This is a genomic window from Dolichospermum lemmermannii CS-548, from assembly GCF_028330815.1.
Classification (GTDB): Bacteria; Cyanobacteriota; Cyanobacteriia; order Cyanobacteriales; family Nostocaceae; genus Dolichospermum; species Dolichospermum lemmermannii.
This window is the reverse complement of record NZ_JAQMTJ010000098.1, coordinates 1-15553: the sequence shown is the minus strand read 5'-3', so window position 1 is coordinate 15553 and position 15553 is coordinate 1. Positions and strand designations below refer to the sequence as shown.

At 42.6% G+C, this 15553-nt stretch carries 23 protein-coding genes and 2 pseudogenes; 2 read left to right on the top strand and 23 right to left on the bottom strand.

Translation table 11 applies throughout. The features are described from left to right. Positions 1–151: 151 nt before the first annotated feature. The 21 genes and pseudogenes from PN450_RS06575 to rplC form a co-directional block, all read right to left on the bottom strand. Positions 152–706 (bottom strand): adenylate kinase, encoded by a 555-nt coding sequence (locus PN450_RS06575; RefSeq protein WP_148762877.1) that lies wholly within the window; start codon positions 704–706, stop codon positions 152–154. Next, a complete protein-coding gene (gene secY, locus PN450_RS06570) occupies positions 706–2019 on the bottom strand; it encodes a preprotein translocase subunit SecY (protein WP_015079195.1) in 1314 nt (437 codons plus the stop codon). The genes PN450_RS06575 and secY overlap by 1 nt, the downstream gene beginning before the upstream one ends. A 174-nt stretch (positions 2020–2193) precedes the next feature. Further along, positions 2194–2394: pseudogene (locus PN450_RS24190) on the bottom strand (uL15 family ribosomal protein); the annotation flags it as partial. A 126-nt stretch (positions 2395–2520) separates the two neighbouring features. Further along, positions 2521–2763: pseudogene (rplO, locus tag PN450_RS24185) on the bottom strand (50S ribosomal protein L15); the annotation flags it as partial. A gap of 64 nt (positions 2764–2827) precedes the next feature. Then, positions 2828–3352: a 30S ribosomal protein S5 gene (rpsE, locus tag PN450_RS06560; protein ID WP_148762875.1), complete on the bottom strand. Its 525-nt coding sequence runs from the start codon at positions 3350–3352 to the stop codon at positions 2828–2830. 83 nt (positions 3353–3435) lie between these two features. Next, positions 3436–3798 (bottom strand): 50S ribosomal protein L18, encoded by a 363-nt coding sequence (rplR, locus tag PN450_RS06555; RefSeq protein WP_015079198.1) that lies wholly within the window; start codon positions 3796–3798, stop codon positions 3436–3438. A 2-nt stretch (positions 3799–3800) separates the two neighbouring features. Next, the gene (rplF, locus tag PN450_RS06550; RefSeq protein WP_168633961.1) at positions 3801–4349 is read right to left on the bottom strand and encodes a 50S ribosomal protein L6; all 549 of its coding nucleotides are present in this window, start codon (positions 4347–4349) and stop codon (positions 3801–3803) included. Positions 4350–4436: 87 nt separating this feature from the next. Next, positions 4437–4838, bottom strand: coding sequence for a 30S ribosomal protein S8 (rpsH, locus tag PN450_RS06545; RefSeq protein WP_015079200.1), 402 nt, complete (start codon positions 4836–4838; stop codon positions 4437–4439). A gap of 20 nt (positions 4839–4858) precedes the next feature. Then, complete coding sequence (rplE, locus tag PN450_RS06540; protein ID WP_148762871.1) at positions 4859–5407, bottom strand: 50S ribosomal protein L5; 549 nt, start codon at positions 5405–5407, stop codon at positions 4859–4861. A 116-nt stretch (positions 5408–5523) separates the two neighbouring features. After that, positions 5524–5874, bottom strand: a complete 351-nt coding sequence (gene rplX, locus PN450_RS06535) for a 50S ribosomal protein L24 (protein WP_015079202.1) — start codon at positions 5872–5874, stop codon at positions 5524–5526. After that, positions 5874–6242 (bottom strand): 50S ribosomal protein L14, encoded by a 369-nt coding sequence (gene rplN / locus PN450_RS06530; RefSeq protein ID WP_015079203.1) that lies wholly within the window; start codon positions 6240–6242, stop codon positions 5874–5876. The genes rplX and rplN overlap by 1 nt, the downstream gene beginning before the upstream one ends. A 48-nt stretch (positions 6243–6290) precedes the next feature. Then, complete coding sequence (gene rpsQ, locus PN450_RS06525) at positions 6291–6539, bottom strand: 30S ribosomal protein S17 (protein WP_015079204.1); 249 nt, start codon at positions 6537–6539, stop codon at positions 6291–6293. 6 nt (positions 6540–6545) lie between these two features. Continuing rightward, positions 6546–6773 (bottom strand): 50S ribosomal protein L29, encoded by a 228-nt coding sequence (gene rpmC / locus PN450_RS06520; protein ID WP_015079205.1) that lies wholly within the window; start codon positions 6771–6773, stop codon positions 6546–6548. Between the two features lie 3 nt (positions 6774–6776). Next, a complete protein-coding gene (gene rplP, locus PN450_RS06515) occupies positions 6777–7202 on the bottom strand; it encodes a 50S ribosomal protein L16 (RefSeq protein ID WP_015079206.1) in 426 nt (141 codons plus the stop codon). A 73-nt stretch (positions 7203–7275) separates the two neighbouring features. Then, on the bottom strand, positions 7276–8055 hold the full coding sequence (gene rpsC, locus PN450_RS06510; RefSeq protein ID WP_015079207.1) for a 30S ribosomal protein S3: 780 nt from the start codon (positions 8053–8055) through the stop codon (positions 7276–7278). A gap of 56 nt (positions 8056–8111) precedes the next feature. Continuing rightward, positions 8112–8471 carry a 50S ribosomal protein L22 gene (gene rplV / locus PN450_RS06505; protein ID WP_041458279.1) on the bottom strand — a complete coding sequence of 120 codons (360 nt, stop codon included), beginning with the start codon at positions 8469–8471 and terminating at the stop codon, positions 8112–8114. Between the two features lie 95 nt (positions 8472–8566). Beyond that, complete coding sequence (rpsS, locus tag PN450_RS06500) at positions 8567–8845, bottom strand: 30S ribosomal protein S19 (RefSeq protein ID WP_015079209.1); 279 nt, start codon at positions 8843–8845, stop codon at positions 8567–8569. A 74-nt stretch (positions 8846–8919) separates the two neighbouring features. Further along, entirely contained in the window at positions 8920–9783 is an 864-nt protein-coding gene (gene rplB / locus PN450_RS06495; RefSeq protein WP_271835783.1) for a 50S ribosomal protein L2, read from the bottom strand. A gap of 118 nt (positions 9784–9901) precedes the next feature. Continuing rightward, a complete protein-coding gene (locus PN450_RS06490) occupies positions 9902–10219 on the bottom strand; it encodes a 50S ribosomal protein L23 (protein WP_148762865.1) in 318 nt (105 codons plus the stop codon). Further along, positions 10212–10844 (bottom strand): 50S ribosomal protein L4, encoded by a 633-nt coding sequence (gene rplD, locus PN450_RS06485; RefSeq protein ID WP_168695300.1) that lies wholly within the window; start codon positions 10842–10844, stop codon positions 10212–10214. The genes PN450_RS06490 and rplD overlap by 8 nt, the downstream gene beginning before the upstream one ends. A 74-nt stretch (positions 10845–10918) precedes the next feature. Then, on the bottom strand, positions 10919–11557 hold the full coding sequence (gene rplC / locus PN450_RS06480; protein ID WP_148762861.1) for a 50S ribosomal protein L3: 639 nt from the start codon (positions 11555–11557) through the stop codon (positions 10919–10921). Positions 11558–12525: 968 nt separating this feature from the next. On the opposite strand from rplC, the gene ndhN reads away from it, so the two are divergent. Then, positions 12526–13002 (top strand): NAD(P)H-quinone oxidoreductase subunit N, encoded by a 477-nt coding sequence (gene ndhN, locus PN450_RS06475; RefSeq protein WP_148762859.1) that lies wholly within the window; start codon positions 12526–12528, stop codon positions 13000–13002. 48 nt (positions 13003–13050) lie between these two features. Here ndhN and PN450_RS06470 read toward each other — a convergent pair whose 3' ends face one another. Further along, on the bottom strand, positions 13051–13710 hold the full coding sequence (locus PN450_RS06470; protein ID WP_148762857.1) for a Uma2 family endonuclease: 660 nt from the start codon (positions 13708–13710) through the stop codon (positions 13051–13053). Between the two features lie 60 nt (positions 13711–13770). On the opposite strand from PN450_RS06470, the gene PN450_RS06465 reads away from it, so the two are divergent. After that, positions 13771–14853 (top strand): ATP-binding protein, encoded by a 1083-nt coding sequence (locus PN450_RS06465; protein WP_148762855.1) that lies wholly within the window; start codon positions 13771–13773, stop codon positions 14851–14853. A gap of 57 nt (positions 14854–14910) precedes the next feature. On the opposite strand, the gene PN450_RS06460 is transcribed toward PN450_RS06465, so the two are convergent. Then, positions 14911–15345, bottom strand: a complete 435-nt coding sequence (locus PN450_RS06460) for a DUF29 domain-containing protein (protein ID WP_148762853.1) — start codon at positions 15343–15345, stop codon at positions 14911–14913. Positions 15346–15553: the final 208 nt, after the last annotated feature.

Here is a 15553-nt window from a genome sequence, read left to right as displayed (position 1 = left end):
CAAGAACACAATTGGAGAAAAATATCAACAGTTTAATAATATATCTTAGCTAAAATTGACTTACGCCTGGCTTGGAAGATAGGGGCGAGGTAATAAGGCAATGGAAAAATTTTTTCTCTCTGCCGACATAGACCGCTACCCCTGAGTTTCTTTAAGCAGCTATGATATTTTTCAAATCAGTAAAAACTTCTTCTTGGGACTGATTACCGTTGACTGTGAGGAGTTTTTGGCGATCGCTGTAAAAGTTAATCAAGGGTGCAGTATCATCACGGTAGACTTCCAAGCGCCGACGAATCACTTCTTCAGTATCATCTTTTCGTCCGCGTCCTAATAACCGAGTAATGACAGTTTCATCTGGTGCATCCAGATTGACTACCTTTTCACCACCCTGTCCTAGACTTTTAAGTAATTCTGCTAGAAACTCTGCTTGTGTAACTTTACGAGGAAAGCCGTCCAAAATCCAACCTGTTTTAGTATCTGATTGTTGCAGGCGTTCCTTTACCATATCTTCTACTAATTTATCGGGGACTAATTCGCCTTTATCCATGAAACTTTGGGCTTGCATTCCCAAAGTTGTTTTCTCTTGAATAGCTTGACGTAAAATGTCACCTGTAGAAATATGGGGAATCTGCAAAAATGCAGCCAAGGTTTGAGCTTGAGTTCCTTTACCAGCACCCGGTGGTCCCAAGAAGATTAATCGCGTCACTATTGTTTCACCATTCCTTCATAACGCTGAGAGATGACGTAAGTTTGGATTTGTTTAGCCGTATCAATTGCCACACCGACTAAAATTAACAAAGATGTTGCCCCTAGTCCTTTAAAGGTGGGAACTTTTAAGGCACTTTCTACGGCTGTGGGAATAATTGCCACTAAACCTAGAAAGATAGCTCCTAAAAAAGTGAGGCGATTTGTCACCCGTTCAATATACTCACTAGTAGCTTTTCCGGGACGAATACCGGGAATACTAGAACCCATTTTTTTCAAATTCTGAGCCACATCTACTGGGTTGAGAATCAACGAAGAATAGAAATAGCTGAAGAAAACAATGGAAGTTAAGTAAACGAGGGCATATACCCAAGGTGCAGAACCACCAGGACTTAAATAGGTATTAACAATGTTTGCTAATTCGGGATTCTTAGTGAAATTGGCGACTAAAAGTGGCAAACTCAGGATTGCGGCTGCGAAAATAATCGGCATTACCCCACCAGAGTTGAGACGTAGGGGTAAATAACTCCGCTGTTCTGCTAAAACTCTTCTACCTACTTGACGACGGGCAGAAATAATGGGGATGCGGCGCATTCCTTCTTGTACGAACACAATACCCACGATTGTGAACATAAAAACCACTACAAGAACGATGACGCGCCCGACTATTTCCCGTCCACCAACTTGTACCAAGTCAATGGTATCGCCGAGAGACTTGGGTAAAGATGCCACAATGTTGACAAAAATCAACAAAGATGCCCCATTCCCGATACCCCGTTCTGTAATCAGTTCAGATGCCCACATTACGAACATTGAACCAGCAGTGAGAGCGATAGCCGTTTCTGCTACGAATATCGGACCTGGTGTTTTGGCAAATTGTTGGAGAAATAATGCCGAAAAAGCCACACTTTGAATAATTGCCCAAATTACAGTCACATAGCGGGTAATTTGTGATATTTTCCGCCGACCTGCTTCGCCTTCATTTTTCTGGAGATTTTCTAAAGATGGCAGAGCAGAAGTGAGTAATTGGATAATAATGGACGCATTAATAAAGGGCAAAATCCCTAAAGCAAAGACACCTAAAGTAGAGAGTCCCCGCCCAGAGAATATATCCAATAAACCAAAGATGGAATTGTTGCCCGATATAGCTTCAGCAAACTTAGGTCTATCAATTCCTGGGACAGGCAAAAAGATACCCAGGCGAACCAAAATTAAAATACCGACAGTGACAAGCAGCCTACCTCTCAGTCCGGCTGCTTGCGCCATCTGCATAAAAGTTTCTTGAGCTGTTGGGGCTTTGTCTCGACTGATCATAGAGTTTTACCTTTGAAGTCCTAACTATGATTTACGTGATTCATGATGATGAAGATGATTAAGCCGTCTGAACTGTGATTTTTGTGATTTATTTGATGAAGATGATTATCCTAATCACATTCATCATCCTAATCATATAAATCATCTTAATCATAAAAATCATAGTTCAGACTTTTATGCAGCTTCACAACTTCCACCAGCAGCCTCGATTTTGATTCGAGCTTGGCCTGTGAAAGCAGCAGCTTTTACCTGAAGAGGAACATTCAATTCCCCATTCCCCAAAATTTTCAATTGGCCTTTAACAGTGGTTAAGATCCCCGCTGCTTTTAAGGATTCCAATGTTACCTCTGAGTTAGCAGGTAAATCATTTAATTTCTCTAAGTAAGTCGGCCCAATAAAATCGATATATGTTTAGTTTTGTAAAAACCGTGAAACACCCTATTTATAAGGTATTCGTTAATTTATATTTCGTTACATAGATTGATTTTTTAACGCCGACCTACTTACATTAATCGTAGTGTAGATTCTCCGGTTCATCAGGGGGAAACCCTTGAGTTTAGGTATCCGGCGGTACAATGGCTGTTGACCACCTTCAAAACCTGGTCTTGTCCCACTACCAGAACGGGATTTTTGACCACGCATCCCTAAACCAGCACTAGCACCTTGTCCAGCAGAAATACCTCTACCTACACGCTTACGGCGTTTTTTAGAGCCTTTTTGGGGCTTAACATCATTAAGTCTCATTTTGGTTTGTGATTTTAGATTTTAGATTTTGGATTTTAGATTGAGAATCTGATACAAAGACTGACTAAATATAGAGTTTCTCAATGGCGATACCGCGATCTTCAGCAACTTCACTTAATGTTCGCAGGGTAGATAGAGCGTTGACTGCTGCTCTGGCGTTGTTCAAAGGGTTGTTTGAACCTAGTTGTTTAGCGAGAATATTACGTATTCCTGCTAACTCTAATACAGTCCGTACAGCACCCCCGGCAATTACCCCTGTACCTGGTGCGGCTGGGCGCATCATCACTTTAGCACCGCCACCAACACCATCAATGGGGTGAGGAATAGAATTGGATTTGGTGATCGGGATGTCAATTAGATGTTTTTTACCATCAGCGACACCTTTTTTAACTGCACCAATTACATCTGATGCCTTACCAACTCCGACTCCAACTTGTCCACGTTCATTACCGACGACGACAATGGCACGGAAGCTGAGTTTTTTACCACCTTTGACGACTTTACTCACCCGGCGGATTTGGATAACTCGCTCTTGCCAGGTGGTTTCTTCTTTTTTTGTACGGCTTGCTTTACGACGACCGGTTACCATAATCAATGCTCTCTTTTAGTTGTCAGTTGTCAGTTGTCAGTTGTCAGTTGTCAGTTGCTACTGACTATTGACTACTGACGGACTTAGAAATCTAAACCAGCCTCGCGTGCCGCCTCGGCTAAGGCTTTGACGCGACCATGATAGAGGTTACCACCACGGTCAAAAACGACTTTAGTGATGCCTTTTTCTAGGGCGCGGACAGCTACCAGTTTACCAACTTGCACTGATGCGTCACAGTTGGCACCGGAAGCGATGCTAGATTTCAATTCTGGTTCTACGGTTGATGCCGCTACTATAGTTTCCTGCTTGGCATCATCAATCAATTGAGCATAAATATGCTCATTGGATCGAAATATGGACAAACGTGGACGTTCTGGGGAACCGTTGACTTTGCTACGAACGCGCCGATGACGACGTTGTTTTGATTCTTTGCGTGTAAGTTTCATATTTACTTCTTACCACCCTTACCAGTCTTACCAGCTTTGCGTCTGACCACTTCACCTGCATAGCGAATACCTTTACCTTTGTAGGGTTCAGGTGGACGAACGGCACGAATTTTAGCTGCTGTGTTGCCGACAATTTCTTTGTCATAACCGCTGACTATGACATTAGTTGTCCCTTCTACCGCAAATTGAACTCCTGCTGGAGGTTCAATTTGGACTTGATGGCTATAACCCATATTTAAAACTAGGTTACTGCCTTGAAGTTGGGCGCGATAACCAACCCCTTGGATTTCCAAGCGACGTTGAAAACCCTGGGATACTCCCTCCACCATGTTGGCCACTAGGGTGCGGCTCAAACCGTGCATTTGTCTGGAGGTACGGGTTTCATCCCGACGAGTAACTATCAATGTTTCTCCTTCTTGGGAGACTATGACATTTTTAGGTAGTAGACGGGAAAGTTCGCCTTTAGGACCTTTCACTACTACTTTGACACCATCAATCGCCACTTGCACTTTGGCGGGAATGGTAATTGGACGTTTACCAATACGAGACATGATTTTTTGTTCTTTGTCAGTTGTTTTTTGTCAGTTGTCAGTTGTTCGTTGTTTTGCCACTGACCAATGACCAATGACCAATGACGACTACCAAACGTGGCAAAGCACTTCACCGCCTAGATTTTGGCGGCGTGCTTCGCGGTCAGTCATAATCCCACTGGATGTAGAAATAATGGCAATACCGATACCGCCTAGCACTCTTGGTAATTCTTTTCTATTGGAGTAAACACGCAAACCTGGTTTACTCACTCGTTTTAGGGCAGTGATTAGGGGTTGGCGATTTTTACCTTTGTATTTCAGGGAAATAACTAGGTTCCGCTTAATTCCTTCTCCTGCTTCTTCAACTTCCGCAATGAAGCCTTCTTCTCGCAGTACCTTGGCAATATTACGAGTCATCTTTGTAGCTGGTACTTGCGTAGTTTGATGCCTTGCCATATTGGCATTGCGGATGCGCGTCAGCATATCTGCAATTGTGTCGTTAGCCGCCATCGTTCCCTCTTTAGATGAACTTATTGATCGCGAAAGGGCATTCCCATTTCCTTAAGTAAGGCGCGGCCCTCTTCGTCGGTTTTTGCCGTGGTGATGATAGAAATATCTAAACCCCGGACTTGATCGATTCTGTCATATTCCACTTCTGGAAAAATTAGCTGTTCCCGCACACCTAGAGTGTAGTTGCCACGGCCGTCAAAGCTTTTGGGGCTGATCCCACGAAAGTCTCTGATTCTGGGCAGTGTGAGGTTAATCAGACGATCTAAGAAAGCGTACATCCGTTCGCCTCTTAGTGTCACCATAATCCCTACAGGCATACCTTGACGAATTTTAAAGCCGGCGATCGCTTTCTTTGCCCGTGTTACCACAGGTTTTTGTCCAGTAATCAGGGCAATTTCGCTGATAGATGCCTCTAGTGATTTGGCGTTTTGAGCAGATTCTCCCAAACCTCTGTTGATAGTTATCTTAATCACCTTAGGCACTTGATGCACGTTGGTGTATTCAAACTGAGTAATCAATTTGGGAGTAATTGTCTCTTGATATACGGTTTTAAGTCGTGTTTTCGCCATAGTGTTTGTCCTTATATCCCCTGGGCTTGGTCAGGGTCGCTTTCCTCCAATTAAAAATGCCAAATTAAAAATTAAAAATTGAAATTGCGAATTTTTTAATTTTTAATTCTTAATTTTTAATTGGTGAGAATTTCACCTGTTTTTTTGAGCATTCTCACTTTCTTGCCTTCGGCGGTGAAAGTGTAGCAAACGCGACTAGCGACGTTTTGCTTGGTGGAATAGAGCATCACATTGGAGCTATGAATGGGGTACTCCTGGGTGACTATTTGCCCTGATTCACCTTCTTGTTGAGGTTTCACGTGCTTGGTTTTAAAGTTGACACCTTTGACAAGGACTTTGCTCAATTGTGGTAGTGCTTTAATCACTTCCCCAACTTTACCCTTATCTTTGCCAGCGATGACTTGGACAGTATCACCGGTTTTGACGTGCATTTTATGAAAAACTTTGGGTTGTGGGCGCTTTGCCATTACAGCACCTCCGGAGCCAGAGAAACAATTTTAGTAAAGTTTTTGTCGCGCAGTTCACGAGCTACCGGACCAAATACCCTTGTACCTCTAGGATTACCTTCTTTATTGATAATCACTGCGGCGTTATCGTCAAAACGGATAGCCATGCCACTGTCACGACTAATAGCTTTACGAGTACGCACAATTACTGCTTCTACAACATCTGACTTTTTTACAGCCATGTTGGGTGAAGACTCTTTGACAACAGCGATAATTCTATCGCCTACGCCACCATAACGGCGGTTACCTGCACCTAATACGCGGATGCACATTAGTTTTTTAGCACCGCTATTATCTGCGACATTCAGATAAGATTGGGGTTGAATCACAACTGGTCTCTCTTCTAGGGTCGTTGTAGCTGATGGTACAACTGTTTACTAAGTAGCTTTAATGTTCAGGATTTCTTTGACTTGCCAACGCTTGGTTTTGCTCAGGGGTCTAGTTTCCTGAATCCGCACCCGGTCGCCTATTTTGCAAGTATTCTCTTCGTCGTGAACTTTATAGCGGCGGGTTTGAACTACGATTTTGCCGTACTTGGGGTGAGGAGCGCGGTTTTCTATGGCTACTACCACAGTTTTTTGCATTTTATCGCTCACTACCAAGCCAACTCGTTCTTTGACTGCCATAATCTCCTACTTTTGTTCTTGATCTGAAAGACTCGCTGCCCGTTTCCGTTCTCCTTCTACTGTCAGTAATTGGGAGAGCCGATGGCGTGCGTGTTTGAACTGGTGAGGCTTTTCTAATTGTCTAGTGGCTTTTTGTAAGCGCAACTGAAATAGTTGTCTTTTCACAGCGACAATTTCTTCAGCCAACCGTTCGTCATTTAATTCTCTAGCTTCTGAAATCTTGGGAAGAGGCATAAACTACTCCTGCTCCTGTGGTTGAGAGCGGGTAATAAACTTGGTCTTAATTGGTAACTTACTGTCAGCTAATCGCATAGCTTCGCGGGCAATTTCTTCAGTAACGCCGCCAATTTCAAACATGATCCGGCCTGGTTTGACTACGGCTACCCAAAACTCTGGGTTACCTTTACCAGAACCCATCCGGGTTTCAGCAGGACGCATGGTGATTGGTTTGTCAGGGAAAATCCGAATCCAGATTTTGCCACCCCGGCGAATATACCGAGTCATTGCCCGACGGGAAGCCTCGATTTGCCGTGAGGTAATCCAAGATGGTTCTTGGGCTTGGAGTCCAAAGTCCCCAAAGTTGAGGGTACTGCCTCGGCTGGCAAGACCTTCCATGCGTCCGCGTTGTTGTTTGCGGAATTTAGTTCTTCTAGGACTTAACATGATTTGTCAGTTGTCGGTTGTCAGTTGTCAGTTGTCAGTTGTCAGTTTTTTTACCACTGACTATGAGCATTGACTAGGCTTCATTGGAGCGGTCTTCAAACTGTTGACGACGACGTTGTTGTTGTCGGCGACGGGGTTCGCGTTCACGGTCACGATCTCCACGTTCACGGTCTTTAGCTGGTTGAGCGGGAGCTTGTTCCTGTCCAGGAATAATTTCGCCTTTAAAGACCCAAACTTTAATTCCGAGAATTCCGTAAACTGTCTTAGCTGTGCAGCCAGAATAGTCAATATCAGCGCGTAAGGTGTGGAGAGGAACTCTACCTTCACGAGTCCACTCTGAGCGGGCAATTTCTGCACCGTTGAGCCGACCACCGACTTGAACTTTGATTCCTTGGACACCTGCTCTTTGAGCGCGTTGAATTGCTTGACGCACAACTCGGCGGAAGGAAACCCGACGTTCTAATTGTTGAGCAATGTATTCAGCAATCAGGTAAGCATCAGCATCAACTCGTTGGACTTCAACAACGTTAATGCGAATTTGGCGATTACCACCCAAAGCTCCTTGTAGTCCAAGACGCAATGATTCAATACCTTGACCACCACGACCTACAACCACACCTGGTCTAGCTGTGCGGACTTCTAGGTCAATTTGATCAGCTTTGCGCTCAATTCTCACTTCGGAAATACCGGCGTTATTTTGAGCGTATCTACCTAGTTTTTGCTCAATGTATTGACGGAGTTTGTAGTCTTCTTGGAGAAGTTCTGGATAACGGTCAGGTTCTGCAAACCAACGGGATTGGTGTTCTTGAGTTATACCCAGTCGAAAGCCGACTGGATGAATTTTCTGTCCCACAAAAGCTTCCTCTAAAATTTCTTACTGTACGCAATTTTCTTGTGCCTGGTGGCTGTTTACTCAGCAGTAGCAACCGCGGAAACAGCAACAGTGATATGACACGTTGGTTTGCGAATTTGGTAAGCTCGACCTTGCGCTCTGGGTTGAAACCGTTTTAGCACTGGTCCTTGGTCGGCATAGGCTTGACTGATCACCAAACTGGATCTGTCTAAACCAGCATTATGCTCGGCATTAGCTGCGGCACTTCTGAGAACCTTTAAGATGGGGTCACAAGCGCCATAGGGCATAAATTCGAGCAAGATTAGTGCTTCTCTGTATGAACGACCGCGAATTTGATCAAGTACACGGCGCACTTTATAGGGAGAAATGCGTATATAACGGGCGATTGCCTTAACTTCAGTAGTGTCAGTTGCCATTTTCATAACTTACTCTATGTTTATCAATTAAAAATTTAGAATTAAAAATTAAAAATTCTCATGTTTTAATTTTTAATTTTCAATTTTTAATTGATCTATCTCCCTGATTTTTTGTCACTTTTACCATGACCTCTGTAGGTACGGGTAGGAGCAAATTCTCCTAACTTATGACCGACCATTTGTTCATTGACAAATACGGGAATGTGCTGCCGTCCATTGTGAACAGCGATAGTATGACCTACCATCAAGGGCAAAATTGTCGAAGCTCTCGACCAAGTTTTGACCACTTGTTTTTCATCTTTTGCGTTTAACTTCTCAATTTTCTTGAGCAGATGGTCAGCAACAAAAGGACCTTTTTTTAAAGAACGACCCATAGTTCAATTTTTGATTTGGGATTATTGTCAATTGATAATTGATAATGCTTAATTGTCAATTGTCAAATTTGATGTTAGGACTGACGACCACCACGACCACGTTTAGATGATTTGCGGCGACGACGGATAATCAATTTAGTGCTGGCTTTCTTGCGATTCCGTGTCTTAGCCCCTAAAGTGGGTTTACCCCAAGGTGTGACAGGACCGGATCTACCGATAGGCGCTCTACCTTCACCACCACCATGTGGGTGATCCACTGGGTTCATGGCACTACCTCTCACCTTGGGACGACGGCCTTTCCAGCGATTTCGTCCAGCTTTACCACCACTGAGGTTTCTGGCGTCTGTATTACCGACTTGTCCAATGGTGGCGTAGCAATCACGCCGAATCAACCGGACTTCACCTGAAGGTAACTTTAAGGTTACATAGTTGCCTTCTTTAGCGACAACTTGAGCTACTGCACCAGCGGCCCGCACGATTTGACCACCTTTACCTGGTGTCATTTCGACGTTGTGAACACTAGTACCCAAGGGCATATTCGATAGAGGTAAGGCATTACCATCTTCGATAGGAGACTCAGGTCCAGCAATTATCTTTGTGCCTACAGTCATGCCATTTGTTTGCAAGATGTAGCGTTTTTCGCCATCTTCATACAACACTAAAGCGATCCGCGCATTGCGGTTAGGGTCGTATTCAATGGCTGTAACTGTAGCGGCCATATTCCGCTTATCTCGCTTAAAGTCGATAATGCGGTATAGTTGTTTGTGTCCGCCACCCCGACGACGGCTGGTTATCCGCCCTTGATTGTTCCGACCTTTAGGACGATGAACTGATTCAGTTAATGATTTTTCTGGCTCAGTTTTCGTAATTTCGGCAAAATCGGAGATGATAACTTGGCGAGTACTGGAGGTATAAGGGCGATAAGAACGAGTACCCATAAGTGATTTTGGAGTTTTGAATTTTTAATTCAGAATTTTTTTGATTTCGATTTTCGATTTTTAATTGTTTTTTGGCAATTATTTATTAGCCCAATTGCAAATCTCTAATCTAAAATTCTTAAACTTCTGGGAAGAGAACTTTTCTGATTTTTTCTTCGTCCCCAGGAGCAACGGTGACAATAGCTCGCTTGTATTGGGGTTTATAACCAATAAATCTACCTACGCGTTTTTGTTTGCGTGGAGGGTTAGCGGTATTGACTTTGACGACCTTAACTGCAAATAGGTCTTCAATGGCGGCTCTAATTTGTGGCTTAGTGGCTTTAGGAATGACTTCAAATACGTATTTGTTTTGTTCCATGAGCATGGTCGCTTTTTCGGTGAGAATGGGGCGACGCACTAAATCCGGTAGATCACGGGTGGCAACTACTTTAGGCACTGTAGACCTCCTGGATCTTATCTAGGGTTGATGATGTGACGATAATTTTGTCAGCGTGGAGCAAGTCGTAAACGTTTAACTGGTCGGCGGGAATCAGTTTTAAGTTTTCGATGTTACGGGCTGATAAAAGCACGTTTTCTGCTATTTCAGACAAAATCAACAGTGTCTTTTGTTCTGGTGCAGCACCCCATCTAGCTAATGCTGCTACGAGATCCTTGGTTTTAGGACGCTGTAACTCGTTGCTAAATTCTTCAACAACTATTAAATCTTCAGCACGGCCAACAAATGCTGTCCGCAATGCCAAACGGCGTTCTTTACGGTTCATTTTCAGGTCGAAATCTCTGGGTTTTGGTCCAAAGATCACACCACCACCACGCCATAATGGTGAACGGATAGAACCAGCACGGGCGCGACCTGTGCCTTTTTGCCGCCAAGGTTTACGACCACCACCACGAACTTCTGCACGAGTTTTAGTGCTGGCAGTTCCCTGGCGAGAATTGGTCATTTGTCTGACTAGGGCGCGGTGTACGATATGCGCCGCTGTTGTTTCTTTGGCAACCCGGAGGTCGAAGCTTGTCTCTCCGACTTGCTCTCCTTGCCAATTTTTAATTACACTCTCTACCATCTTTGTGTCCTTTGTCAGTTGTCAGTTGTCAGTTGTTAGTTGTCTTTTTTTGCCCCTAACCAATGACTAAATGACTATTTTTTGCCAACTATAGTTGCAGGAACGACGCTCACTAAAGCTCCTGGTTTGCCAGGAATAGCTCCTTTAATGATGATTAAGTTGCGTTCTGCATCTACTCGTATTACTGTCAGTTTGCGAATTGTGACACGAGTACCGCCCAAACGTCCTGCCATCCTTTTACCGGGATAAACACGACCTGGGGTTGTCCCAGCACCGATAGAACCTGGTGCTCTATGGTTTTTGGAACCGTGTGACATGGGACCGCGAGCAAAGTTGTTACGCTTCTGGTTACCGGCAAAACCGCGACCAATACTTGTACCAACTACATCTACAATTTCACCAGCACTAAAAATATCTGCTTTAATTTCTTGACCTAAAGCATAATCACCAGTGCTATCGGTGCGATATTCATTCAGATGACGGACTGGTGGGGCGGAGGATTTAGCCAAATGTCCCAACAATGGTCTGTTCAGTGACTTGGGTTTAACTTCGCCATAACCAACCTGAATGGCAGAGTAACCGTCGGTCTGTTTCGTTTTAACTTGTGTAACGGTGCATGGACCGGCTTTGATGACGGTAACAGGAATGGAGACTCCTGCTTCATCAAATATTTGGGTCATGCCCAGCTTGGTGCCGAGAATACCTACAGACACAGTTACTGGTTCTCCTTTCGTTCTATTTTTTTGGAAGTCGAATGGGGACAGGTTTTGTCACTGTCGCTTGAGTGTAAACTTTACCTCTGAAATTTGGACTGGCGTTAGACAGTGCAAATTCTCGGCGACGCAACAATTTTTGTCCCTTTTGCTTTAGTGAGTTTGTTTATTTTCACTTACTCAATCACAATAACAGGAATAAGTGCCTACTCTATGGAGAAGGTATTACTTCTGGAATCCAATGCGAGGCTTGATGGCTTTGCGCTGTGTGCAGCAATGCTTTTGTCCAAGCAGTTGCTTTGGCACTCTACCGTGGTAGCAGGACTTAAGTGGTTATTGACCCTCAGTATCCTTTTCCTTAGTCTTAACATAATGCCATGAAACCAACATTATTGCTAAGGAACTACTTATTTTCATACCCTAAACTATTGTTTAAGATTTTGCCTAATTTTTTTAGGATTTACGGGAGTGATTTGGTGTGAGAGCTTAAATATGAATTTGGCTCTTGATTTGACCTGAAAGCTTTTTTAGTTTAGCAGTCTCTTATGGAGTCAGCCAGTTTTATTCTTTTAGGGAAACTAACTAGAAACTCAGATGCTAGTAGTCTGTCAATCCAAAAATGACGGACTGTAGTGTGAGCGTCTCGCTCACGCGGGCAAGATGCCCGCACTACCAAAAACCCGTCAAAATAAATTTGACAGACTACTAGGACTAACTAGAAACTCTAAATAAGAAAGATGCCTAGCTAATTATACTATTCGGTCACAATCTAATAATATAAACTATTCATGACTTTTTGTCCAGTATTTTTTTGCTTTATGATGGGATGCTGAGGCGGAGGTAGGAAAAATTACCCATATTCCGGTTCCGAATTTTCAAGATTGGGAAAAATATCCTGCTTCATTTAACTTAATCTACCACTAGAGAGTGAATAATAGAGATATCTAAGTGGGATAGGAGAAAAATCTATGGCACTAATTACCACTGGCAACGGTTTCATCCGCAATTTGGAGAAATTTGGGGCGTTGGGTGTTTATGTTCCTCTGGAGGGGGGCTATGAAGGTCGCTATTTGCGCCGATTACGGTCAACTGGCTATGTGGCATTGCATATTACTGCGAGGGGACTGGGTGATGTGGCTGCGTATCTGATGCAAGTTCATGGTGTTAGACCACCACATTTAGGCAAAAGAAGCAATAGTAGTGGTGCGGCGGTGGGTGATGTATATTATTTACCACCAATGATCAGTTCTCATTTGGCACAATTACCTCCTAAGTCTAAGGGGTTGGTGTTGTGGATTATTGAGGGAAATATTCTTTCTGATCAGGAAGTTGAGTATTTGATGAATTTGCCTAAGTTAGAACCACGGGTTAAGGTGGTAATTGAGAGAGGTGGCGATCGCATTTTCCGCTGGACTCCTTTGGAAAAGACACTGTTAGCTAGTTAAGCAAATTGTCAGGGTGGGGAAAACCCCGCCCCTACTATGCAATTATTTCTAATTCTGTATTTCCTGTTGTACCCAGGTACGAAAGGACTTACTAGCTTGCACTTCATCTATTTGGCAATCTTGCAAAAATTGATAAAGTTTTGCTTTGGTGATTATAGAAAATGTGGGACTTTTTTCTCCTTCAACATATTGATGATTTTGAAGTTGATAAAATAGCACTATTTCACCGTTATAACGCCAAAATTCTGGTACACCCATGCTGGCATAAAAAGCAAGTTTATTGATGTCAGTATGAGTAATATCTACTTCTACAATTAAGTCTGGTGGTGGATCTTCATTTAAATCAACTTTTTTCCCAACTACTTGAGGTTGATTTTGAATGTAATAACAATTATCAGGTTCAGCACTTCTTTGTAAATCATCACGATTTAAGGTAGTTGAACCCATTGTTTTAATTTTCAATCCACTTTCTTCTACCAAAATGCGGATAAATAGTTCAATTAATCTGGTAGCACTTTCATGTTCTTCTAATGGCATAGTAATTTCTAATGTCCCTTGATCATAGATAAGTCGAGAGGAACGACTTTGCCCTAATGCTGCTAAAATTTGCTGATAATTTTGCCAACTGATATTGTGGAAAACTACTCGCTGTTCTGCGGGGGTAGTTTCTGGGGTAATATTGTTTGGTTTAGTGATTGTACTAACCATAGTTGCCTTTAAATTTAGCTTAATAGTTATTATAATATATTACGTAAAAGCGAGAACCGAGTGAATTTAAATTTGTCTACTCCCTTACAATTAATTGGACGTTCTGTAGAGTTTCAGCGGATTATTGAAATACTGGCAAAAGACGGTGATTTGTTAATTACTGGAGTCCCTGGTAGTGGGAGACGCACTTTAGTGAGAGGTGCAGCACAGGAGGTGAATACAGTTATCTTGGAAATAGACTGCATTCGCGCTACAGAAGCAGAGAGATTTGTGCAATTACTAGCGGAAGCGATTAGTCAAAACTGGGAAGCAGAGAAAGTTCAAACTTGGCTGAATGAAAATTCATCGGCATTTTTTACTTTTAATTCTGAAACTCAACTCAAACTAATTCGTTCTTTGGAACAGGAACAACTATGGCAAGCTTTCGCCAGTTTGTTAGACTTATTGGAAATAATGGCGGTTGATTTAAATCACCGCATATTGCTGATTTTAGAAAGTTTTCCCCATATTCGTTCTTGGGATCGTCATGGTTTATGGGAAACTACATTTAGGAAAGAAGTTAAGGCTTATCCTCATGTTAGCTATGTACTAATAGCTACGATTGCCGAGTCTAGCCAACATTCAGATGATACTAATTATCCCCTAGAAACTATCCAATTAGCCCCTTTAGCTAAGGATATTTTAGCCTTGTGGGCGAGGGAAATTTTACATACGCAAGGTTTCACCTTTGACTGTCATAGTCAAGCCTTACAGCTATTTCTAGAGGCGGTACAGGGACATATTGGCGATGGGATGGCGATTATTCGGCGGTTATCTGCGTCCCGTTGTGCAGATGGTTTAATTCGGGAGGAAGATGTTCAAAAGGCTATTGCAGGATTATTGAGAGATTTATCTATGACTTATGAATCTTTGCTGATGTTGTTACCTGCAAATCAGGTACATTTATTGGAATCTTTGGCTATTGATCCTACGGATAAACCTCAGAGTAAGGAGTATATTCAAAAGCACGGTCTTTCACGGGGTGGGAGTCTGCAAGGTGCGTTAACTGGGTTACAGCATAAGGGTTTGATTTATGATGCTGAACATGGTTATCGGTTAGCTATGCCTTTGTTAGCTTTGTGGTTGCGGGAACGGTTGAGTTAATTTTGTTTCGCGCAAAGACGCTAAGGTGCAAAGGCGCGAAGGAAGAAGGTTAGAAGGTTACAATTCTGGTAAAAATTCAGGTTCTAATATTTGTGTGATTTCATAATGACAATTTTCTGGAAAGGTTTCATAGGGGAGGTTTGTTTCTTTGACTGCTAAGTTAATTCCATCTTGATAACTTAATAAAAAGGCTTCTTCTAAATAGGATTTTAAGCTGGGACTATCTGCTAATATTCGTTTGATTTGAGTCCGTTGTTCTCGAATTGTTGCTAACCAACTATTACTACGTTTTTCTGGTTGATGTTGCCATTTTAGTAGGTGTCCTAATAACAAGGCTAAACGGTTGGTTAATTCTCTTCTTTCTTGTCTTCCCAATGTTTCTATTTCTTCAATTAAGTTGAGTTTATCGAGTGTTTCCCATTTTTCTTCTCTGAGTAGTTGTGCTTGTGTTTTTGTCCATCCATAAAAATCAGAATTGTACAGTGTATTCATGGTTTTTACCTGTAAACTACTATATATTATTTAATTGTCTGAATCAGGATTTTCAGGATTTTAGGATTTTCAGGATAGGAATTTGTCTGAATCAGGATTTTCAGGATTTTAGGATTTTCAGGATGTGAATTTGTCTGAATCAGGATACTCAGGATTTAAGGATTTTCAGGATGTGAATTTGTCTGAATCAGGATACTCAGGATTTAAG